This is a genomic window from Enterobacter sp. T1-1 (assembly GCF_000710795.1).
Taxonomy (GTDB): Bacteria; Pseudomonadota; Gammaproteobacteria; order Enterobacterales; family Enterobacteriaceae; genus Enterobacter; species Enterobacter cloacae.
On record NZ_JALW01000005.1, the window covers coordinates 67,062 to 87,880 of the forward strand.

The 20,819-nt window shown below is 54.1% G+C and carries 23 protein-coding genes; 21 read left to right on the plus strand and 2 right to left on the minus strand.

Annotated features, from left to right (window positions below; genetic code table 11):
* The first annotated feature begins 68 nt into the window (after positions 1-68).
* Positions 69-1,016 carry a 23S rRNA pseudouridine(955/2504/2580) synthase RluC gene (gene rluC, locus AK59_RS0102625; protein WP_028028073.1) on the plus strand — a complete coding sequence of 316 codons (948 nt, stop codon included), beginning with the start codon at positions 69-71 and terminating at the stop codon, positions 1,014-1,016.
* 94 nt (positions 1,017-1,110) lie between these two features.
* Here rluC and AK59_RS0102630 read toward each other — a convergent pair whose 3' ends face one another.
* A complete protein-coding gene (locus tag AK59_RS0102630) occupies positions 1,111-1,695 on the minus strand; it encodes a Maf family protein (RefSeq protein WP_028028074.1) in 585 nt (194 codons plus the stop codon).
* 140 nt (positions 1,696-1,835) lie between these two features.
* On the opposite strand from AK59_RS0102630, the gene yceD reads away from it, so the two are divergent.
* The 14 genes from yceD to ptsG all read left to right on the plus strand — a co-directional run bounded on the left by yceD (position 1,836) and on the right by ptsG (position 14,162).
* Positions 1,836-2,357 carry a 23S rRNA accumulation protein YceD gene (yceD, locus tag AK59_RS0102635; protein WP_013097124.1) on the plus strand — a complete coding sequence of 174 codons (522 nt, stop codon included), beginning with the start codon at positions 1,836-1,838 and terminating at the stop codon, positions 2,355-2,357.
* A 16-nt stretch (positions 2,358-2,373) separates the two neighbouring features.
* On the plus strand, positions 2,374-2,547 hold the full coding sequence (rpmF, locus tag AK59_RS0102640) for a 50S ribosomal protein L32 (RefSeq protein WP_003857964.1): 174 nt from the start codon (positions 2,374-2,376) through the stop codon (positions 2,545-2,547).
* An 80-nt stretch (positions 2,548-2,627) separates the two neighbouring features.
* A complete protein-coding gene (gene plsX / locus AK59_RS0102645) occupies positions 2,628-3,662 on the plus strand; it encodes a phosphate acyltransferase PlsX (protein WP_072007019.1) in 1,035 nt (344 codons plus the stop codon).
* 6 nt (positions 3,663-3,668) lie between these two features.
* Positions 3,669-4,622 carry a beta-ketoacyl-ACP synthase III gene (locus AK59_RS0102650; RefSeq protein WP_013097122.1) on the plus strand — a complete coding sequence of 318 codons (954 nt, stop codon included), beginning with the start codon at positions 3,669-3,671 and terminating at the stop codon, positions 4,620-4,622.
* Positions 4,623-4,637: 15 nt separating this feature from the next.
* Positions 4,638-5,567: an ACP S-malonyltransferase gene (gene fabD, locus AK59_RS0102655; protein WP_014831447.1), complete on the plus strand. Its 930-nt coding sequence runs from the start codon at positions 4,638-4,640 to the stop codon at positions 5,565-5,567.
* A 12-nt stretch (positions 5,568-5,579) separates the two neighbouring features.
* Positions 5,580-6,314 carry a 3-oxoacyl-ACP reductase FabG gene (gene fabG / locus AK59_RS0102660; protein ID WP_013097120.1) on the plus strand — a complete coding sequence of 245 codons (735 nt, stop codon included), beginning with the start codon at positions 5,580-5,582 and terminating at the stop codon, positions 6,312-6,314.
* A gap of 154 nt (positions 6,315-6,468) precedes the next feature.
* Positions 6,469-6,705 (plus strand): acyl carrier protein, encoded by a 237-nt coding sequence (acpP, locus tag AK59_RS0102665; RefSeq protein WP_003857954.1) that lies wholly within the window; start codon positions 6,469-6,471, stop codon positions 6,703-6,705.
* Between the two features lie 91 nt (positions 6,706-6,796).
* Positions 6,797-8,038, plus strand: a complete 1,242-nt coding sequence (gene fabF / locus AK59_RS0102675; RefSeq protein ID WP_028028098.1) for a beta-ketoacyl-ACP synthase II — start codon at positions 6,797-6,799, stop codon at positions 8,036-8,038.
* Positions 8,039-8,159: 121 nt separating this feature from the next.
* Positions 8,160-8,969, plus strand: a complete 810-nt coding sequence (pabC, locus tag AK59_RS0102680) for an aminodeoxychorismate lyase (RefSeq protein WP_029881960.1) — start codon at positions 8,160-8,162, stop codon at positions 8,967-8,969.
* A 2-nt stretch (positions 8,970-8,971) separates the two neighbouring features.
* Positions 8,972-9,994, plus strand: a complete 1,023-nt coding sequence (gene yceG / locus AK59_RS0102685) for a cell division protein YceG (protein ID WP_023621898.1) — start codon at positions 8,972-8,974, stop codon at positions 9,992-9,994.
* Positions 9,984-10,625: a dTMP kinase gene (tmk, locus tag AK59_RS0102690; protein ID WP_013097116.1), complete on the plus strand. Its 642-nt coding sequence runs from the start codon at positions 9,984-9,986 to the stop codon at positions 10,623-10,625. The genes yceG and tmk overlap by 11 nt, the downstream gene beginning before the upstream one ends.
* Positions 10,622-11,626: a DNA polymerase III subunit delta' gene (gene holB, locus AK59_RS0102695; protein WP_023621897.1), complete on the plus strand. Its 1,005-nt coding sequence runs from the start codon at positions 10,622-10,624 to the stop codon at positions 11,624-11,626. The genes tmk and holB overlap by 4 nt, the downstream gene beginning before the upstream one ends.
* Before the next feature lie 10 nt (positions 11,627-11,636).
* Positions 11,637-12,431 (plus strand): metal-dependent hydrolase, encoded by a 795-nt coding sequence (locus AK59_RS0102700; protein ID WP_029881961.1) that lies wholly within the window; start codon positions 11,637-11,639, stop codon positions 12,429-12,431.
* 297 nt (positions 12,432-12,728) lie between these two features.
* A complete protein-coding gene (ptsG, locus tag AK59_RS0102705; RefSeq protein WP_029881962.1) occupies positions 12,729-14,162 on the plus strand; it encodes a PTS glucose transporter subunit IIBC in 1,434 nt (477 codons plus the stop codon).
* 84 nt (positions 14,163-14,246) lie between these two features.
* Here ptsG and fhuE read toward each other — a convergent pair whose 3' ends face one another.
* A complete protein-coding gene (gene fhuE / locus AK59_RS0102710; protein WP_029881963.1) occupies positions 14,247-16,436 on the minus strand; it encodes a ferric-rhodotorulic acid/ferric-coprogen receptor FhuE in 2,190 nt (729 codons plus the stop codon).
* A 351-nt stretch (positions 16,437-16,787) separates the two neighbouring features.
* On the opposite strand from fhuE, the gene hinT reads away from it, so the two are divergent.
* From hinT to ycfP, 6 genes are read left to right on the plus strand one after another with little or no spacing between them, the layout of a single operon-like run.
* Positions 16,788-17,147, plus strand: coding sequence for a purine nucleoside phosphoramidase (gene hinT, locus AK59_RS0102715; protein WP_013097111.1), 360 nt, complete (start codon positions 16,788-16,790; stop codon positions 17,145-17,147).
* A 1-nt stretch (position 17,148) separates the two neighbouring features.
* The gene (locus tag AK59_RS0102720; protein ID WP_029881964.1) at positions 17,149-17,523 is read left to right on the plus strand and encodes a YcfL family protein; all 375 of its coding nucleotides are present in this window, start codon (positions 17,149-17,151) and stop codon (positions 17,521-17,523) included.
* A 13-nt stretch (positions 17,524-17,536) separates the two neighbouring features.
* Positions 17,537-18,181, plus strand: coding sequence for a penicillin-binding protein activator LpoB (gene lpoB, locus AK59_RS0102725; RefSeq protein WP_104668931.1), 645 nt, complete (start codon positions 17,537-17,539; stop codon positions 18,179-18,181).
* Positions 18,162-18,986 carry a thiamine kinase gene (gene thiK / locus AK59_RS0102730; protein ID WP_029881965.1) on the plus strand — a complete coding sequence of 275 codons (825 nt, stop codon included), beginning with the start codon at positions 18,162-18,164 and terminating at the stop codon, positions 18,984-18,986. Before lpoB ends, thiK begins: the two co-directional genes overlap by 20 nt.
* 11 nt (positions 18,987-18,997) lie before the next feature.
* Positions 18,998-20,023 (plus strand): beta-N-acetylhexosaminidase, encoded by a 1,026-nt coding sequence (gene nagZ, locus AK59_RS0102735; protein ID WP_029881966.1) that lies wholly within the window; start codon positions 18,998-19,000, stop codon positions 20,021-20,023.
* Between the two features lie 34 nt (positions 20,024-20,057).
* Positions 20,058-20,600, plus strand: a complete 543-nt coding sequence (ycfP, locus tag AK59_RS0102740) for an alpha/beta hydrolase YcfP (RefSeq protein WP_013097106.1) — start codon at positions 20,058-20,060, stop codon at positions 20,598-20,600.
* Positions 20,601-20,819 lie beyond the last annotated feature (219 nt).

Consider the following 20,819-nt stretch of genomic DNA (forward strand, 5'->3'; position numbering starts at 1 on the left):
ATAAAAGTAAATATAAGCATAGAAAAATGAGTGGCGCTAATGCCTGACGATATTTAGAATCGCCAACCATGAAAACAGAGACTCCAGCCGTAAAAATGGTTGCTATCGCCGATGATGAAGCGGGGCAACGTATCGATAACTTTTTGCGCACCCAGCTGAAAGGGGTACCAAAAAGCATGATTTACCGCATCCTGCGTAAGGGCGAGGTGCGGGTTAACAAAAAACGCGTGAAGCCTGAGTATAAGCTCGAAGCCGGTGACGAAGTGCGTATCCCGCCGGTGCGTGTTGCCGAACGTGAAGAAGAGGTCGTGTCGCCTAAGCTGCAGAAGGTGGCCGCCCTGAGTGATGTGATCCTGTATGAAGATGACCACATCCTGGTGCTGAATAAACCGTCGGGTACGGCGGTACACGGCGGCAGCGGTCTCAGCTTCGGCGTGATTGAAGGGCTGCGCGCGCTGCGCCCGGAAGCCCGTTTCCTCGAACTGGTTCACCGTCTCGATCGTGACACTTCTGGCGTGCTGCTGGTCGCCAAAAAACGTTCAGCCCTGCGCTCGTTGCACGAGCAGCTGCGCGAAAAAGGGATGCAGAAAGATTATCTGGCGCTGGTGCGCGGTCAGTGGCAGTCCCACGTGAAAGTGGTGCAGGCCCCGCTGTTGAAAAATATTTTGCAAAGCGGTGAGCGAATTGTTCGCGTCAGCCAGGAAGGTAAACCGTCTGAGACGCGCTTCAAAGTAGAAGAGCGCTATGAGTTTGCCACCCTGGTGCGCTGTAGCCCGGTGACGGGCCGAACCCACCAGATTCGCGTGCATACCCAGTTTGCGGGCCATCCGATTGCGTTTGACGATCGCTATGGCGACAGGGAATTTGATAAGCAACTGGCGGGGACGGGGCTGTCGCGTCTGTTCCTGCATGCGGCAGCGCTGAAGTTTACCCATCCGAATACCGGCGAGACTATACGTATTGAAGCGCCGCTGGATGAGCAGTTGAAACGCTGCCTGAAAGTTCTGCGCGGCTAAGGTAAAAGTTAAACGGCAACGGAGTTGCCGTTTTTAATGTTTGCACCCTCTTCCGGTGGGAGAGGGCCGGGTGAGGGCATCAGGCCGCAAAAAGTCACGCCGTCAGCGGATTACACGCTTCGCGTCTTAACATCTGGCACAGCGCAATCAGCGGTAAGCCCACCAGCGTGTTCGGATCACGCCCCTCCAGCTTTTCGAAGAGCGCAATCCCAAGACCTTCACTTTTAAAACTGCCGGCGCAGTTCAGCGGCCGTTCACGACGCACATAATCTGTGATTTCTTGCTCGCTCAGGTGTCGGAAGTGAACATCAAACGGTTCGCATTCGGTCTGCAGGTGGCCCACGGCGGAGTTGTAGAGCGCGAGGCCGGTATAAAAGGTAACAATATTGCCGCGCGCCTGCATAAGCTGTTTACAGGCATTCTCTTCGGTGTGTGGCTTACCGGTGATGACACCATCCAGCACGCAAACCTGATCGGAGCCTATAATCAAATGCGAAGGGTATTGTGCGGCAAGCGATTGTGCTTTCTCTTTCGCCAGACGCGTCACTAGATGACGCGGCGACTCGCCAGGTTGTGGCGTCTCGTCAACGTCCGGCGCGGCACACACAAACGGGATCCCGAGCTTTTCCAGCAACATTCGGCGGTAGGGAGAAGTGGAAGCGAGAACGAGATTTGGCATATTTTTATCACCAGATATAGCGTATCGATGCCAGCCATTTTAAACTACAGGCCGCAATGTGTGCGAATAATTGGCAAAAGGCAGCCCTGGTTGCCTTTTTCTTTGACTATATGACGTTACAAAGTTAATATGCGCGCCCTATGCAAAAGGTAAAATTACCCCTGACTCTTGATCCGGTTCGTACGGCTCAAAAACGCCTCGATTACGAAGGTATCTATACTTCCGATCAGGCTGAGCGTATTGCCGAATCCGTAGTCAGTGTGGACAGTGATGTGGAATGCTCCATGTCGTTCGCTATCGATAACCAGCGCCTTGCCGTTTTAACCGGTGATGCAAAGGTGACGGTAACGCTCGAATGTCAGCGTTGCGGGAAACCGTTCACACAGCACGTTCACACAACGTATTGTTTCAGTCCGGTTCGTTCTGACGAACAGGCTGAGGCACTCCCGGAAGCGTACGAGCCGATTGAGGTTAACGAATTCGGTGAAATCGATCTTCTGGCTCTGGTTGAAGATGAAATCATCCTCACCTTGCCAGTGGTTCCGGTGCATGATTCTGAACACTGTGAAGTGTCCGAGGCGGACATGGTCTTTGGGGAACTGCCTGATGAAGCGCAAAAACCAAACCCATTTGCCGTATTAGCCAGCTTAAAGCGTAAGTAATTGAGGAGTAAGGTCCATGGCCGTACAACAGAATAAACCAACCCGTTCCAAACGTGGCATGCGTCGTTCCCATGACGCGCTGACTGCAGTTACCAGCCTGTCTGTAGACAAGACTTCTGGTGAGAAACACCTGCGTCACCACATCACTGCTGACGGTTTCTACCGCGGCCGCAAGGTTATCACTAAGTAATCACGCGTTTGCGTGATTAGGCTTAGTGAGGAACTCCCCGTGCAAACGGGGAATTTACCGAACCAGGCTGCGACGATACCTTGACACGTCTAACCCTGGCGTTAGATGTCATGGGAGGAGATTTTGGGCCTTCCGTGACAGTGCCTGCAGCATTGCAGGCACTGAATTCTAATTCGCAACTCACACTTCTTTTAGTCGGCAATCCCGACACAATCACGCCATTACTTGCAAAAGCTGACTTCGAACAACGTTCACGTCTGCAGATTATTCCTGCGCAGTCAGTTATTGCCAGTGATGCCCGGCCATCGCAGGCGATTCGCAATAGCCGTGGCAGCTCTATGCGAATGGCGCTGGAGCTGGTAAAAGAAGGACGTGCGCAGGCCTGCGTCAGCGCGGGAAATACCGGCGCGCTGATGGGGCTGTCGAAATTACTGCTCAAGCCTATTGAGGGCATTGAGCGTCCGGCGCTGGTAACGGTACTCCCGCATCAGCAAAAGGGCAAAACGGTGGTGCTAGATCTGGGCGCTAACGTCGATTGTGATAGTACAATGCTGGCTCAGTTTGCCGTGATGGGGTCGGTGCTGGCAGAAGAAGTGGTCGGGATCACCAATCCCCGTGTTGCGTTACTGAACATAGGTGAAGAAGAGACCAAAGGCCTGGACAGCATTCGTGAGGCTGCCGAATTGCTTAAACAGGTTCCCTCCATCAACTATATTGGTTATCTCGAAGCCAATGAGTTGCTGACGGGGAAAACGGATGTTCTGGTGTGTGATGGCTTCACTGGAAACGTGACGTTGAAGACCATGGAAGGGGTTGTGCGAATGTTCCTTTCTCTCCTCAAATCGCAGGGAGAAAGTAAAAAAAGCGCCTGGTGGCTGATTTTATTAAAGCGTTGGTTACAAAAAAGCCTGACGCGGCGATTCAGTCACCTCAACCCCGACCAGTATAATGGCGCCTGTCTGTTAGGATTGCGCGGCATTGTGATCAAGAGTCACGGTGCCGCCAATCAGCGAGCATTTACTGTCGCCATTGAACAGGCAGTGCAGGCGGTGCAGCGACAAGTCCCTCAGCGGATTGCCGCTCGCCTGGAATCTGTATTAGCTAAAAGTGACTGAGCGTACATGTATACGAAGATTATTGGTACCGGCAGCTATCTGCCAACACAAGTGCGAACCAACGCCGATCTGGAAAAAATGGTAGATACGTCTGACGAGTGGATTGTCACGCGCACAGGTATCCGTGAACGTCGTATCGCCGCGCCAGACGAAACCGTGTCCACCATGGGTTACGAAGCCGCACAGCGTGCTATCGAGATGGCGGGCATTGATAAAGATCAGATTGGTTTGATCGTGGTTGCCACAACATCGGCCACGCATGCTTTCCCAAGCGCAGCGTGCCAGGTGCAGAATATGCTCGGTATTAAAGGCTGCCCTGCGTTTGACGTTGCCGCAGCCTGCGCAGGTTTCACCTATGCATTGAGCGTTGCCGATCAGTATGTAAAATCCGGCGCGGTGAAGTATGCGCTGGTGATCGGTGCTGACGTGCTGGCGCGTACCTGCGATCCAACCGATCGCGGAACGATCATTATTTTTGGCGATGGTGCGGGTGCCGTACTGCTGGGTCAGTCTGAAGAGCCGGGCATCATCTCCACGCATCTGCATGCTGACGGTAGCTATGGCGAACTGTTAACGCTGCCTAATGCCGACCGTGTGAATCCGGACAGCTCTATCTACCTGACCATGGCAGGTAACGAAGTGTTTAAGGTCGCGGTGACGGAACTGGCCCACATTGTTGATGAAACGCTGGAGGCGAATGGCCTTGAGCGCACCGCACTCGACTGGCTGGTGCCGCATCAGGCGAACCTGCGTATTATCAGTGCAACCGCGAAAAAGCTGGGCATGTCGATGGATAACGTTGTGGTGACGCTCGATCGCCACGGCAATACCTCTGCGGCGTCAGTACCGTGCGCCTTTGATGAAGCGGTACGTGACGGACGAATCAAACGGGGCCAGTTGGTCTTGCTTGAAGCCTTCGGTGGCGGGTTCACCTGGGGTTCCGCGCTGGTTCGTTTCTAGGATAAGGATTAAAAGATGACGCAATTTGCTTTTGTGTTTCCGGGTCAGGGCTCTCAAACCGTTGGGATGTTGTCTGAAATGGCAGCAAACTATCCGGTAATCGAAGAGACTTTCCGTGAAGCTTCCGATGCGCTGGGTTATGATTTATGGGCGCTGACCCAACAGGGTCCGGCCGAAGAGCTGAACAAAACCTGGCAGACTCAGCCAGCACTGCTGACCGCTTCCGTTGCGCTGTGGCGCGTCTGGCAGCAGAAGGGCGGCAAAGCGCCAGCCCTGCTCGCGGGCCATAGCCTGGGTGAATACTCTGCGCTGGTCTGTGCCGGTGTGATCGCTTTTGCTGACGCGGTACGCCTGGTAGAACTGCGTGGTAAATTCATGCAGGAAGCGGTGCCAGAAGGCACGGGCGGCATGTCTGCTATCATCGGTCTCGACGATGCTTCCATCGCAAAAGCGTGTGAAGAATCAGCAGAAGGTCAGGTGGTTTCACCGGTTAACTTCAACTCGCCAGGCCAGGTGGTTATCGCCGGTCATAAAGAAGCGGTTGAACGTGCAGGTGCAGCCTGTAAAGCCGCGGGCGCGAAACGTGCGCTGCCGCTGCCAGTGAGTGTTCCGTCCCACTGTGCGCTGATGAAACCTGCTGCTGACAAGCTGGCGGTTGAACTGGAAAAAATTACCTTTAACGCACCGACGATTTCCGTTGTGAACAACGTTGATGTGAAATGTGAAACCACGCCGGAGGCTATCCGTGATGCGCTGGTTCGCCAGCTCTACAGCCCGGTACAGTGGACCAAAACCGTTGAGTTTATGGCCTCTCAGGGCGTTGAGCACCTGTACGAAGTCGGCCCAGGGAAAGTCCTGACCGGTCTGACAAAACGTATTGTTGATACCCTGACTGCCTCGGCGATTAACGAGCCGGAAGCCATTGAAGCGGCACTCTCGCAATAAAAGAGGAATACCATGAGTTTTGAAGGAAAAATTGCCCTGGTCACTGGCGCAAGCCGCGGTATCGGGCGTGCAATTGCTGAAACACTGGCCGCGCGTGGCGCGAAAGTGATTGGTACAGCAACCAGCGAGAATGGCGCGAAGGCCATCAGCGACTATCTGGGTGCGAACGGTAAAGGTCTGGTACTGAATGTGACCGAACCTGCATCTATCGAATCTGTTCTGGAAAATATTCGCGCAGAGTTTGGCGAAGTGGATATTCTGGTCAATAATGCCGGGATCACTCGCGATAACCTGTTGATGCGAATGAAAGACGACGAGTGGAACGATATTATCGAAACCAACCTGTCATCTGTATTCCGTCTGTCAAAAGCGGTAATGCGCGCTATGATGAAAAAGCGTCATGGTCGTATTATCACTGTCGGTTCTGTGGTTGGTACCATGGGAAATGCTGGTCAGGCTAACTACGCTGCGGCGAAAGCAGGTCTGATTGGTTTCAGTAAGTCGCTGGCGCGTGAAGTCGCGTCCCGCGGGATTACTGTAAACGTTGTTGCTCCGGGCTTTATTGAAACGGACATGACGCGTGCGCTGACTGATGAGCAGCGTGCGGGTACGCTGGCAGCTGTTCCTGCGGGCCGCTTAGGCGACCCTAAAGAAATTGCCAGCGCGGTTGCATTTTTAGCCTCTGACGAAGCGGGTTACATCACTGGTGAAACCCTCCACGTCAACGGCGGGATGTATATGGTTTAATCACGATCGAAAATATTTGCGTTATTGGGGGGATTGGCCTCAAAATAACGTAAAATCGTGGTAAGACCTGCCGGGATTTAGTTGCAAATTTTTCAACATTTTATACACTACGAAAACCATCGCGAAAGCGAGTTTTGATAGGAAATTTAAGAGTATGAGCACTATCGAAGAACGCGTTAAGAAAATTATCGGCGAACAGCTGGGCGTTAAGCAGGAAGAAGTTGTGAACTCCGCTTCCTTCGTTGAAGACCTGGGCGCAGATTCTCTTGACACCGTTGAGCTGGTAATGGCTCTGGAAGAAGAGTTTGATACTGAGATTCCGGACGAAGAAGCTGAGAAGATCACCACCGTTCAGGCTGCCATTGATTACATCAACGGCCACCAGGCGTAAGTGAACATCTCCAGGCGGTCATTCGACCGCCTGAGTTTTATCTTTTTTAGTCCCACGAATCTCTTTTTTTATCCCTCCCTGGAGGACAAACGTGTCTAAGCGTCGTGTAGTTGTGACCGGACTTGGCATGTTGTCTCCTGTCGGCAATACCGTAGAGTCCACCTGGAAAGCTCTCCTTGCCGGTCAGAGCGGCATCAGCCTAATCGACCATTTCGATACTAGCGCCTATGCAACGAAATTTGCTGGCTTAGTAAAGGATTTTAACTGTGAAGAGATCATCTCGCGCAAAGAACAGCGCAAGATGGATGCCTTCATTCAATATGGAATTGTCGCTGGCGTTCAGGCCATGCAGGATTCTGGCCTTGAAATTACGGAAGAGAACGCAACCCGTATCGGTGCCGCTATTGGCTCCGGGATTGGCGGTCTTGGTCTGATCGAGGAAAACCATTCATCTCTCATGAATGGCGGACCGCGTAAAATCAGCCCGTTCTTCGTTCCGTCCACGATTGTTAATATGGTGGCGGGTCACCTGACCATCATGTTCGGTCTGCGTGGGCCAAGCATTTCTATCGCGACCGCATGTACCTCTGGCGTGCATAACATCGGCCAGGCCGCGCGTATGATTGCGTACGGCGATGCAGATGCTATGGTGGCGGGCGGTGCTGAAAAAGCCAGTACCCCGCTTGGCGTGGGTGGCTTTGGTGCTGCGCGCGCGCTGTCTACCCGCAACGATAATCCTCAGGCGGCAAGCCGTCCTTGGGACAAAGACCGTGACGGTTTCGTGCTGGGCGATGGTGCAGGTATGCTCGTTCTGGAAGAGTACGAACATGCGAAAAAACGTGGCGCGAAAATTTATGCTGAAGTCGTTGGCTTTGGTATGAGCAGCGATGCCTATCACATGACGTCACCGCCAGAAAATGGTGCGGGCGCCGCGCTGGCCATGGAAAACGCGATTCGCGATGCGGGTATTACCCCAGCGCAAATCGGCTACGTTAACGCACACGGTACCTCTACCCCTGCGGGCGATAAAGCAGAAGCTCAGGCTGTTAAGTCTATCTTCGGTGAATCTGCCAGCCGCGTACTGGTCAGCTCCACAAAATCCATGACCGGTCACCTGTTGGGTGCGGCGGGGGCAGTAGAGTCTATTTACTCTATTCTTGCGCTGCGCGACCAGGCTGTTCCGCCAACCATCAACCTGGATAACCCGGATGAAGGTTGCGATCTGGACTTCGTTCCTCACGAAGCGCGCCAGGTGAGTGGAATGGAGTACACCCTGTGTAACTCCTTCGGCTTTGGCGGTACTAACGGTTCTCTGATCTTCAAAAAGATCTGAGTCTACGTACCCTATGGCTGTGAAAAAAGGTCCGCTTGTCGGGCCTTTTTTATTCAGGCTAATCTTCTTGTCGGCTGCACGACATCCTGCCAGACTAAACGCCCACGCATAAGGAGCCACCATGTTTTTAATCAATGGCCTTGAGCAAGAATCTCTGCCTGCAAGCGACAGGGCGACTCAGTTTGGTGATGGCTGCTTTACCACGGCGCGCATTGCGGATGGCGACGTGTGTCTGCTGGATGCGCATATACGTCGTCTGCAAACGGCCTGCAAAACGTTACTGATCCCCTTTACGCAATGGGACACGTTGCGCCAGGAAATGCGCCAGCTTGCGTCCGGAAAGCCCAGTGGGGTACTCAAGGTCATTATCAGCCGCGGCAGCGGTGGACGGGGTTATAGCGGTGTCAGTTGCCAACATCCCACCCGGATCCTGTCGGTTTCTGCGTATCCTGCCCAGTATCCGCGCTGGCGTGAAGAGGGCGTTACCCTGACGCTCAGCCCGGTACGTCTGGGAAGAAACCCCATGCTTGCCGGGATAAAACATCTCAATCGTCTTGAGCAGGTGCTAATCCGTACTCATCTTGAGCAGACGGCAGCCGATGAAGCGCTGGTTCTTGACAGCGAAGGGTTCATTACGGAATGCTGTGCGGCTAATTTATTCTGGCGGCAGGGCAACACTGTTTTCACGCCTTCGCTGGAACAGGCGGGAGTCAACGGTATTATGCGTCAGTTTTGTTTGCAGCAGCTGGCACGCTCTGACTTTCACGTTGTCGAAGTTAACGCACGCGAAGAGGCGTTGCAGGCAGCAGATGAAATCGTTATTTGCAACGCGCTGATGCCGGTTATACCTGTCCGCGCTTATGGTCAAATTTGCTTGCCATCGCGCGAGCTGTTCTCTTTTTTAGCCCCGATATGTGAGCAAACCAGATAGTCATGAAGAAAATGTTGCGCTTTGTCCTCCTTCTAATCGTTGCGCTGGGTATCGCTGGCGGCGCGGGAATGTGGAAAGTTCGCCAGCTGGCGGACAGTAAGATCCTGATTAAGGACGAAACGATCTTTACCCTGAAAGCGGGAACCGGGCGACTGGCGCTCGGTGAACAGCTTTATGGCGATAAAATCATTAATCGTCCACGCGTGTTCCAGTGGTTATTGCGTGTGGAACCTGAGCTGTCTCATTTTAAAGCTGGCACCTATCGTTTCACGCCCGGGATGACCGTCAGAGAGATGCTACAGCTGCTGGAAAGCGGCAAAGAAGCACAGTTCCCGCTGCGGTTTGTTGAAGGGATGCGCCTTAGCGATTACCTCAAACAGCTGCGTGATGCGCCGTATATTAAACACACGCTAAAAGATGACAGTTACCAGACGGTTGCCGCGGTACTTGAATTTGAACATCCCGAGTGGGTTGAAGGCTGGTTCTGGCCGGACACCTGGATGTATACAGCCGGAACAACCGATGTGGCGATCCTGAAGCGTGCGCACAAAAAAATGGTCGCGGCGGTGGAGTCTGCGTGGGAAGGGCGCGCCGATGGCCTGCCGTATAAAGATCAAAACCAGTTTGTCACCATGGCCTCAATTATTGAGAAAGAGACCGCGGTGGCTTCAGAGCGCGACCAGGTGGCGTCGGTCTTTATCAACCGACTGCGCATTGGCATGCGCCTGCAAACTGACCCTACCGTGATCTACGGAATGGGTGAGAGCTACAGCGGCAAGATTTCACGAAAAGATCTGGAGACGCCGACGGCGTATAATACCTACGTTATTAGCGGCCTGCCGCCAGGCCCGATTGCCACGCCGAGCGAAGCCTCGCTTAAGGCGGCCGCGCATCCGGCAAAAACACCGTATCTCTACTTTGTGGCTGATGGAAAAGGGGGGCATACCTTTAACACCAACCTTGCCAGCCATAATCGCTCCGTTCAGGATTATCTGAAGGCACTTAAGGAAAAAAATGCGCAGTAAATACATTGTCATTGAGGGACTCGAAGGAGCCGGTAAAACCACAGCCCGCAACGTGGTAATCGAAACGCTGAAAACGCTCGGCGTTGCGGACATGGTGTTTACCCGTGAACCCGGCGGTACGCAGCTGGCTGAAAAGCTGCGCAGCCTGGTGCTGGATATCAAATCCGTGGGCGATGAAGTTATCACTGACAAAGCCGAAGTGCTGATGTTCTATGCCGCTCGCGTGCAGTTGGTAGAGACGGTCATCAAACCGGCTCTGGCCGCTGGCAAGTGGGTCATTGGCGACCGTCACGATCTGTCGACTCAGGCGTATCAGGGTGGGGGACGCGGAATTGACCAGACAATGCTGGCAACGTTGCGTGATGCAGTATTAGGGGATTTCCGCCCCGATCTGACGCTGTATCTGGATGTAACGCCGGAAGTGGGCCTGAAGCGCGCGCGCGCGCGCGGCGAGCTGGATCGCATTGAGCAAGAGTCGCTCGACTTCTTTAATCGCACCCGCGCGCGTTATCTTGAACTCGCCAGTCAGGACAGTTCCATTCGCACCATTGATGCGACGCAGTCCCTGGAAGAGGTGACCCGTTCCATTGAGGAAACTGTCAAACACTGGCTACAGGAGCAACAGGCATGAAATGGTACCCATGGTTGCGCCCGCACTTTGAACAGCTGATCGCCAGCTATCAGGCCGGACGGGGGCATCATGCGTTACTGATTCAGGCATTGCCGGGCATGGGTGAAGATGCATTGATCTACGCCATCACCCGTTTTCTGATGTGCCAGCAGCCAGAAGGTCACAAAAGCTGCGGTAAATGCCGCGGCTGCCAGCTGATGCAGGCGGGCACACATCCTGACTATTACACGCTGGAGCCTGAGAAGGGCAAAAGTGCGCTCGGTATCGATGCCGTGCGTGAAGTCAGTGAAAAATTATACGAGCACGCACGACTGGGTGGCGCAAAAGTCGTCTGGCTGAAAGACGCGGCGTTGCTTACCGAGGCGGCGGCAAACGCGCTGCTTAAAACGCTGGAGGAGCCACCGGAAAAAACGTGGTTCTTCCTGTCATGCCGCGATCCGGGTCGATTACTGGCGACGTTACGCAGTCGGTGTCGGCTTCATCACCTTGCGACTCCCCAGGAATCGTGGGCGCTGAGCTGGCTGGAGCGTGAGGTGACAACGTCACAGGATAGCGCGTTGTCCGCATTGCGCCTCAGCAGCGGCGCACCTGCCGCGGCGCTGGCTCTGCTGCAGGCGGACGTCTGGTCGCAACGAGAAGCGCTTTGCCGCGCCGTTGCCTCTGCGCTGGAGAGCGGTGACTGGTTGAGCGTACTGCCTGCACTTAACAGCGATCAGGCTGCCGAGCGTCTGCACTGGCTGGCTGCCTTACTTCTGGATGCCCTCAAGATCCAGCAGGGGGCCACGCTGCTGACCAATCCCGATGTCTGGCCACTGGTAAACACGCTGGCGAATCGTCTGCCAGGCGCCACGTTGCGTGCGATCCTGCACGATACTTGCCAGAGCCGCGAACAACTTTTAACGGTAACCGGTCTTAATCGCGAGCTTGTACTGACCGACCAGTTATTGCGTATCGAACATTACCTGCAACCAGGCGTCACTCCGCCTGTTTCCCATCTCTGAGAGAGACATTATGTTTTTAGTCGACTCACACTGCCATCTCGATGGCCTGGATTATCAATCCCTGCATAAAGACGTGGACGACGTGCTGGCAAAAGCCGCCGCCCGCGATGTGAAATTTTGCCTTGCGGTGGCTACCACGCTGCCGGGCTATCGCACCATGCGTGAGCTGGTGGGCGTTCGCCCTAATGTGGTCTTTTCCTGTGGCGTGCATCCGCTCAATCAGGATGAAGCATACGACGTCGAGGAGCTACGTCGCCTGGCGGCCGAAGAGGGCGTGGTAGCGATGGGGGAAACCGGGCTGGATTATTACTACACGCCGGAGACCATGGCGCGTCAGCAGGAGTCCTTCCGCCATCACATTCGCATTGGCCGTGAGCTTAACAAACCGGTTATCGTTCATACCCGCGATGCCCGCGCCGATACCCTGGCGATCCTCAGGGAAGAAAACGTGACGGATTGCGGTGGCGTACTACACTGTTTCACAGAAGACAGAGAAACGGCGGGAAAACTGCTTGATTTAGGGTTTTATATCTCGTTTTCCGGGATCGTGACGTTCCGTAACGCTGAGCAGCTTCGCGATGCTGCGCGTTATGTTCCGCTCGATCGTATTCTGGTGGAAACAGACTCTCCTTATCTGGCTCCGGTACCGCATCGCGGTAAAGAAAACCAGCCAGCAATGACGAGAGACGTGGCTGAATACATGGCCGTTCTGAAGGGCGTCAGTATCGAAGAGCTGGCCCGCGTTACGACGGAAAACTTCTCTACACTGTTCCATATTGCCCCCGCCCGCCTGCAATCTGTTTGATACACCTGTTTTTTTTAGGCTCGTAATTAATAGTTAAAACGAGTAAAGTTCACCGCCTCATTTGGGGCGGTGATGGTGTTTTTAGACACATCCAGAAATGCTTTTTGTAAATAACTGAAAGTTTTTCGACCGTCTTAAGCTGAAACGTGATAGCCGTCAAACAAACTCAGAGGGAATTATTTTACTCTGTGTAATAAATAAAGGGCGCTTAGATGTCCTGTCCACGGCACGGTACTCCCCCCGGGCCAATGCGTGAAAGCGTAAAAAAAGCACAAATACTCAGGAGCACTCTCAATTATGTTTAAGAATGCATTTGCTAACCTGCAAAAGGTCGGTAAATCGCTGATGCTGCCAGTATCCGTACTGCCTATCGCAGGTATCCTGCTGGGTGTCGGTTCTGCAAACTTCAGCTGGCTGCCAGCCGTAGTGTCCCACGTAATGGCCGAAGCAGGCGGTTCTGTCTTTGCTAACATGCCGCTGATCTTCGCTATCGGTGTTGCTCTGGGCTTCACCAATAACGACGGCGTTTCTGCGCTGGCTTCTGTGGTTGCCTACGGCATCATGGTGAAAACCATGGCTGTGGTTGCACCGCTGGTTCTGCATTTACCTGCTGAAGAGATCGCAGCGAAACACCTGGCGGATACCGGTGTTCTGGGCGGTATCATCTCCGGTGCGATTGCAGCGTATATGTTTAACCGCTTCTATCGCATCAAGCTGCCTGAGTATCTGGGCTTCTTCGCGGGCAAGCGTTTCGTTCCGATCATCTCTGGTCTGGCAGCGATTTTCACGGGTGTGATCCTGTCCTTCATCTGGCCACCAATCGGTACGGCAATCCAGACCTTCTCTCAGTGGGCTGCTTATCAGAACCCGGTTGTGGCGTTTGGTATCTACGGCTTTATCGAGCGTTGCCTGGTGCCATTTGGTCTGCACCACATCTGGAACGTTCCATTCCAGATGCAGATTGGTGAATTCACCAACGCAGCAGGTCAGGTGTTCCACGGTGATATCCCACGTTATATGGCGGGTGACCCAACTGCAGGTAAACTGTCTGGTGGCTTCCTGTTCAAAATGTATGGTCTGCCAGCCGCGGCAATTGCAATCTGGCACTCTGCTAAACCAGAGAACCGTGCAAAAGTGGGCGGTATCATGATCTCCGCAGCGCTGACCTCGTTCCTGACCGGTATCACCGAGCCGATCGAGTTCTCCTTCATGTTCGTTGCGCCGATCCTGTACGTTATCCACGCGATTCTGGCGGGTCTGGCGTTCCCAATCTGTATCCTGCTGGGTATGCGTGACGGTACGTCCTTCTCACACGGCCTGATCGACTTCATCGTTCTGTCCGGTAACAGCAGCAAACTGTGGCTGTTCCCAATCGTGGGTGCGTGCTACGCCGTTGTTTACTACACCATCTTCCGCGTGCTGATCAAAGCACTGGACCTGAAAACACCAGGTCGTGAAGATGCATCAGAAGACAACAAAGCAGGCGCGACCAGTGAAATGGCTCCGGCACTGGTTGCAGCATTCGGCGGTAAAGAGAACATCACTAACCTGGACGCGTGTATCACTCGTCTGCGTGTGAGCGTTGCCGATGTTGCGAAAGTAGACCAGCCGGGTCTGAAAAAACTGGGCGCAGCAGGTGTGGTTGTTGCAGGTTCTGGTGTTCAGGCAATCTTCGGTACCAAATCCGATAACCTGAAAACCGAAATGGATGAATACATCCGCAACAGCTAAGCTGTGACCTGGGGAGACTAAGGCAGCCGAATGGCTGCCTTTTTTATGCCTGCAGTTTTGTTATGCCGGGTAGCGGCTGAACACTCAGAAGTCGTAGCTCGCGCTTACAGAGACGTTCAGCGGCGCGCCATATACCACATAAGAGCCGACGTAGTCGTAATACTCTTTGTCGAACAGGTTGTTGACGTTAGCCTGGACAGCAAAATCTTTAGTCACCTGATACCGGCTAAACAGGTTAACCAGCGCGTAGCTGCCTTGTTCTGCCCGTGATCGACCTGCCGGGCCGCCATCTACATCGTTCCATACTTTATTCTGCCAGTTCACCCCGCCGCCCACTGCCAGTGCAGGTAGCATGGGCAGTTGATAACGGGTAAAGAGCTTCATTGTGGTACGAGGCTGATCGGAACTTACCGCTTTGCCGCGCTTGTCTTCAGCAATGTAGCGGGTTGCGCCGAAGGTCAGCTGCCAGTTATCGGTCAGGGCGCCGTTTAGCTCGAACTCGATCCCTTTACTGACGACCCCATCCAGAGATTCATAAATTGACTCGCCGCTGGGCATGTAGGTGTAGGTATTATTCGCCACATTATCCTGCTCAATGCGGAAGAGGGCGAGCGAGGTGGTCAGGCGCGTACTAAACCAGTCTGCTTTCACCCCGGCTTCATAGCTTTTCCCCGTTGTCGGGTCCAGGTAGCGGCCGCTGGCGTCACGTTTGTCCTGAGGCTGGAAGATGGAGGTATAGCTGACGTAGGTTGACCAGTCTTCATTGATATCATAAACAAGGCCCGCATATGGCGTTACATCGTCCTTACTGCTTTCCAGGCGGGTGTCCGGGGAGCCCGCCGGGTTATAGCGAATGTTGTAATGGGTATAACGCGCGCCGAGGATCAGAGATAGCGGATCGGCAAGCGAGAAGCGGGCTGAGGTATAGGCCGAAGACTGGCGGATATCATCCTGACTGTAAAGCTTCCAGGGGGGCCACTGCGGATCGGCGATATTCCCGTTCCAGTTTTTGAAGTTACCCACGTCAACCATGCCGTACAGCGCGTCCGGCATGGTGTTGTCATAGTGGTTACGCTGGCGGCTGAAGCTACCGCCAAACATCATCTCATGCTGGCGACCGAAAAGATCGAAACCGCCACGCAGGAAGGCATCCACCGCATCCTGCTTACGTTCACCGCGGTTCCAGCCGCCATATCCGACCATACCCGCACCGGTCTCTTTATCCGGGTAGCCGGACATATACATCAGTTTGCTGTCGAAGTTGGTGTCGGCATGCATGCCGTTGATGTGGGCTTCCCAGCCGTTGTCGAAGCGTTGGGTGAGGTTGGCGAAAATACGGGTGTTGTCTTTATCTGAATAAGCCCAGTCTGGTGCAACGGTCTGGCTGCGATTGTAATGGGTTTTGCTGCCATCGCTGTACCAGGTTGGCAGGCCGCCCCAGGTTGGGTTATCGGTATCGCTTTCCTGATATTCATAGCCCACAGACAGGGTGGTGCTGTCAGTCACGTCCGCATCGACCACGCCATAGAGGAACTTTTTGCGGTAGTGGTAGTTATCAACAAAACTGTCGTTGTCCTGATAACCCGTAATAAGACGACCGCGCACGTTACCCGACTCTACCAGCGGAGCCTGCAGATCCAGCACGTAGCGTTGTTTGTCCCAGCTACCGTAACTGGCGGAGACATTGCCTTTAAATTCATTGCAGTCTGCATGCTTACGTACCATGTTGACGTAGGCGGCGGGATTTCCCGTGCCGGACATCAGGCCGGTTGCGCCGCGTACCACTTCAATACGATCGTAAATGGCGGTATCGGCGGCGGTGTCGCCAAAGTTCCATACTTCGCTGATGGAGGTTGGCAGATCATCATACGCATAGTTACTGACAAAGAAGCCGCGCGAGTAAAATACCGTCCGGTCGCTGTCCTGTACCTGCGCGGTGACGCCGGTGGTGTTAGTTAACACCTGGCCGAGGGATTGCAGATTCTGATCTGCCATACGCTGCTGGCTAATGACGCTGACGGACTGCGGAATATCGCGGGGAACCAGTAACAGTTTCGTCCCCGTGGTGGTGGTCTTAACGCTGTAGTCCGTATCCTGACTGCTGGACGGGTCCTGTGCGTTATCAAAACCGCCCTCGACAACCACGGTATCTTCGGTCGCTGAGGCGGCGAAACTGACGGCTGGCATCAATGCCATAGCAATACAGGCAGCCAGCAACGAAGGCGTGGCGGCTGGCTGCGGTTGCCCATCCCTGGTGTGATAAATGAAAGACATCATCAAACCCTTACTGAATGGTGAAAGGTGAGTGCGACAGTCCCGTGAGAACGGGCTGACGTCGTTTTCTATGTTAAAAATGCGCATGAAAATGCAAATGCGAAATATACGCATTGTGATTAGCACTGTAAACAGATGTGTCAAAAGGAAATGAAATTATGTTTCAGGTGGTGAAGCGTCGAGAGCGGTTACTCTTCAGTCAGCTGAAACGCTTTCAGGAAAGAAATCCGGGGAGAAGGTTGAAAGGACAGGAGAAAGTCGCTCATACTCTTCCATTGTGCCACACACTCATGCAGAGATTGTGTTAATAGCGGACGCACCACGCCAGATTAAACTACAAAGGAACAGGTCATGGCTGAAGAAACCATTTTCAGTAAAATTATCCGCCGCGAAATCCCTTCGGATATCGTTTATCAGGATGAGCTGGTGACGGCTTTCAGAGATATTTCTCCTCAGGCTCCGACTCATATCCTTATCATTCCAAATATTCTGATTCCCACCGTCAATGACGTAAAAGCCGAGCATGAAGTGGCGTTAGGCCGTATGCTGACGGTAGCCGCGAAAATCGCCGAGCAGGAGGGGATTGCTGAAGACGGTTACCGTTTGATCATGAACTGTAATCGCCATGGTGGTCAGGAAGTTTATCATATTCATATGCATCTTCTGGGTGGGCGTCCTCTGGGACCGATGCTGTCACATAAAGGTCTTTGACATGTTAAAAGGGCGTATTGCAGCGCTGGCAATGACATTGATAATGGTGGGATGCAGCACGCGCCCGGCCATTCCCGTCAGCGATGAACAGACGCTGGTGATGGAGTCCTCGGTACTTGCCGCGGGCATCACCGCAGAACAACCTACGTTGACCATCAGTGAAATTAAATCTTCTGCGTCCTCTACGCTCTTTAACGAAAGACACGAACCGGTGACGGTGCACTACCGTTTCTTCTGGTATGACGTACGGGGTCTTGAAATGCACCCGCTGGAAGCGCCGCGCAGCGTGACCATTCCGGCAGGATCGTCGGTAACGCTCTATGGTAGCGCCAACTATCTGGGTGCGCATAAGGTGAGACTTTATCTTTATCTGTAAGAGGTGAACCTTGATTAAAAATATGAGCCGTTATGCGCTCGTGACAGCTTTTGCACTGTTCCTTGCAGGATGTGTGACGCGAACCGAACAGCCTGCGCCGGTGGACGAGGCAAAACCGGGTACGGAGCAGCCGACACAGCCAACGCAACCGCAGCCAACCGTGCCGTCTGTACCGACGATCCCGTCGCAGCCTGGCCCGATTGAACATCCGGACCAGACCTCCCAGCCAACGCCGCGCGTGCGTCATTATGACTGGAACGGTGCGATGCAACCGATGGTGGGCAAAATGCTGCAGGCGCAGGGCGTGACGGCAGGCAGCGTACTGCTGGTGGATAGCGTAAATAACCGGACTAACGGTTCACTCAATGCCGGGGAAGCGACAGAAACCCTGCGCAATGCACTGGCCAATAACGGTAAATTTACGCTGGTTTCCGCACAGCAGCTGGCAGTAGCCAAACAGCAGCTTGGTCTGTCGCCACAGGACAGCCTCGGTACGCGCAGTAAGGCGATGGGGATTGCCCGTAACGTTGGTGCGCAGTATGTGCTGTACTCTAATGCCACCGGTAACGTGAATACGCCAGCCCTGCAGATGCAGCTGATGTTGGTTCAGACAGGCGAGATTATCTGGTCAGGTAAAGGTGCGGTTACGCAACTCTGACTGCACGCGTGAAGCGATCCTCACGCGTTATTTTCCGCAGTATCGTCTTATCGCGCCGCAGGCCCACTCCGGGCTTGGCGGCGCGAGTTGCATTCTGGAACAGGGCGAGCAGCGTCTGGTGTTGCGTCATCACCACGATCCCTTAGCCCCCGTTTCCCATTTTCGCCGTCAGTTTCGTGTCCTTAAGCGTCTACCGGCGGATCTCGTGCCAGCCCCGCGCTTTTTCAGACAGGGCTGGATGGCGGTAGAGTATCTGGCAGGGAAGATCCGGCATACGCTGCCCGACAGCGCAACGCTTGCGACGACGCTCTGTCAGTTGCACCATCAGCCGTGTCTGGGGTGGCGAGTCACGCTGCTCCCTTTGCTGGAACAATACTGGCAGCGAGCCTCACCGGACAGACGTACCCCACGGTGGCTTGCGCAGCTTAAACGGTTACGCACTGCGGGAGAGCCTCAGCCGCTTCGGCTGTCGCCATTGCACATGGATGTTCATGCCGGAAATATTGTGCATACGTCCACCGGCATCAGGCTTATCGACTGGGAGTATGCCGGTGATGGGGATGTGGCACTGGAGCTGGCGGCCGTCTGGGTGGAAGATGATACAGCGCGCCAAAGACTGATCGGCGATTACGCCCGCATTGCGCATCTGGACGCGGGACAGCTGGCGCGTCAGGTCAGACGCTGGCGACCCTGGGTCGTCATGCTGATGGCGGGCTGGTTTGAAATGCGTTTTCAGCAGTCCGGCGAGAAACAATTTATTGCGCTGGCAGATGATGCCTGGCGCCAGTTACACATTAAAGGATAAGAGAGGTTGCTGTGGGTCCAGTCATGTTGGATGTAGAAGGGTTTGAACTGGATGCGGAGGAGCGTGAAATTCTGGCGCACCCGCTGGTGGGGGGGCTCATCCTGTTTACCCGCAACTATCACGATCCGGCGCAGTTGCGTGAGCTGGTTCGCCAGATCCGCGCGGCGTCGCGTAATCATCTGGTCGTGGCCGTCGATCAGGAAGGCGGGCGCGTGCAGCGTTTCCGTGATGGCTTCACCCGTCTGCCCGCGGCCCAGTCTTTCGCGGCGCTGCTCGGCACCGAAGAGGGCGGAAATCTGGCCCAGGAGGCCGGCTGGCTGATGGCCAGCGAGATGATTGCCATGGATATCGACATCAGTTTTGCCCCGGTGCTGGACGTAGGGCATATCAGTGCGGCAATTGGCGAGCGCTCTTACCATAGCGATCCCCGTATTGCGCTGGAGATGGCCACCCGCTTTATCGACGGCATGCACGATGCAGGAATGAAAACCACCGGTAAACACTTCCCGGGGCACGGCGCCGTGACGGCGGATTCGCATAAAGAGACTCCGCGTGATCCGCGCCCGGAGGCGGAAATTCGTGCCAAAGATATGTCGGTGTTCCGCTCGCTGATTAGCGATAACAAGCTGGATGCCATTATGCCTGCGCATGTGATTTACAGTGACGTCGACCCGCGCCCGGCGAGCGGTTCTCCGCACTGGTTAAAAACCGTGCTGCGTCAGGAACTCGGTTTCAACGGCGTGATCTTCTCCGACGATTTGTCGATGGAAGGGGCGGCGATCATGGGCAGCTACGCGGAGCGTGGGCAGGCGTCGCTCGACGCAGGTTGCGATATGATCCTCGTCTGCAATAATCGTAAAGGCGCAGTCAGCGTGCTGGATAACCTGTCGCCGATCAATGCAGAGCGTGTTACACATTTGTATCATAAAGGTTCATTTAGCCGTCAGGAGCTGATGGATTCGGCACGCTGGAAAGCGGTTAACGCCCGGCTTGAAGCACTGAATGAGCGCTGGCAGGCACATAAAGCCAGCCTGTAAATCCTCCCGGAAGGCGTAGCGTGGTGAGAAGACGATGATCATCTATTTACACGGTTTTGACTCAAACAGTCCTGGTAATCATGAGAAGGTACTGCAACTGCAGTTTATCGATCCGGATGTACGGCTGATCAGCTACAGCACGCGCCATCCGAAACATGACATGCAGCATCTGCTCAAAGAAGTGGACAAGATGCTGCAGCTCAACATCGACGATCGCCCGCTGATTTGCGGCGTGGGGCTGGGTGGCTACTGGGCGGAGCGGATTGGGTTCCTGTGCGATATTCGCCAGGTGGTATTCAATCCTAACCTGTTCCCGAACGAGAACATGGAAGGCAAGATTGACCGTCCAGAAGAGTATGTCGATATTGCCACCAAGTGCGTCAGCAATTTCCGTGAAAAGAACCGCGACCGCTGTCTGGTGATCCTTTCGCGTAATGATGAGGCGCTTAACAGCCACCGTGCGGCTGAGCTGTTGCATCACTACTATGAAATTGTCTGGGACGAAGAACAGACCCACAAGTTCAAGAACATCTCCCCGCATCTGCAGCGCATCAAAGCCTTCAAAACACTGGGCTAAGATACTGCATAAGATCTCCCGGGCCCGGCACGCGAAAGCGTGCCGGGCTTTCTTTTTTCACAGAATTGTCTACTTTTAAGCCACCAAAACTTGATGCACATCAATTTTGGTATGACCAATGCGCCTGGCGTGGTATTCTCAATGCACCTGAATGGTTTCAGTGCGGTAACCTGTTGTTAATTAAGGGTTATTTTTATAACTTTTAATTAACAATTGGTT

Bases quoted from the DNA above. Each gene is read 5' to 3' on its own strand.
- rluC (WP_028028073.1), top strand. From the start codon at position 69: ATGAAAACAGAGACTCCAGCCGTAAAAATGGTTGCTATCGCCGATGAT.
- AK59_RS0102630 (WP_028028074.1), bottom strand. From the start codon at position 1,695: ATGCCAAATCTCGTTCTCGCTTCCACTTCTCCCTACCGCCGAATGTTG.
- yceD (WP_013097124.1), top strand. From the start codon at position 1,836: ATGCAAAAGGTAAAATTACCCCTGACTCTTGATCCGGTTCGTACGGCT.
- rpmF (WP_003857964.1), top strand. From the start codon at position 2,374: ATGGCCGTACAACAGAATAAACCAACCCGTTCCAAACGTGGCATGCGT.
- AK59_RS0102650 (WP_013097122.1), top strand. From the start codon at position 3,669: ATGTATACGAAGATTATTGGTACCGGCAGCTATCTGCCAACACAAGTG.
- fabD (WP_014831447.1), top strand. From the start codon at position 4,638: ATGACGCAATTTGCTTTTGTGTTTCCGGGTCAGGGCTCTCAAACCGTT.
- fabG (WP_013097120.1), top strand. From the start codon at position 5,580: ATGAGTTTTGAAGGAAAAATTGCCCTGGTCACTGGCGCAAGCCGCGGT.
- acpP (WP_003857954.1), top strand. From the start codon at position 6,469: ATGAGCACTATCGAAGAACGCGTTAAGAAAATTATCGGCGAACAGCTG.
- pabC (WP_029881960.1), top strand. From the start codon at position 8,160: ATGTTTTTAATCAATGGCCTTGAGCAAGAATCTCTGCCTGCAAGCGAC.
- yceG (WP_023621898.1), top strand. From the start codon at position 8,972: ATGAAGAAAATGTTGCGCTTTGTCCTCCTTCTAATCGTTGCGCTGGGT.
- tmk (WP_013097116.1), top strand. From the start codon at position 9,984: ATGCGCAGTAAATACATTGTCATTGAGGGACTCGAAGGAGCCGGTAAA.
- holB (WP_023621897.1), top strand. From the start codon at position 10,622: ATGAAATGGTACCCATGGTTGCGCCCGCACTTTGAACAGCTGATCGCC.
- AK59_RS0102700 (WP_029881961.1), top strand. From the start codon at position 11,637: ATGTTTTTAGTCGACTCACACTGCCATCTCGATGGCCTGGATTATCAA.
- ptsG (WP_029881962.1), top strand. From the start codon at position 12,729: ATGTTTAAGAATGCATTTGCTAACCTGCAAAAGGTCGGTAAATCGCTG.
- fhuE (WP_029881963.1), bottom strand. From the start codon at position 16,436: ATGTCTTTCATTTATCACACCAGGGATGGGCAACCGCAGCCAGCCGCC.
- hinT (WP_013097111.1), top strand. From the start codon at position 16,788: ATGGCTGAAGAAACCATTTTCAGTAAAATTATCCGCCGCGAAATCCCT.
- AK59_RS0102720 (WP_029881964.1), top strand. From the start codon at position 17,149: ATGTTAAAAGGGCGTATTGCAGCGCTGGCAATGACATTGATAATGGTG.
- ycfP (WP_013097106.1), top strand. From the start codon at position 20,058: ATGATCATCTATTTACACGGTTTTGACTCAAACAGTCCTGGTAATCAT.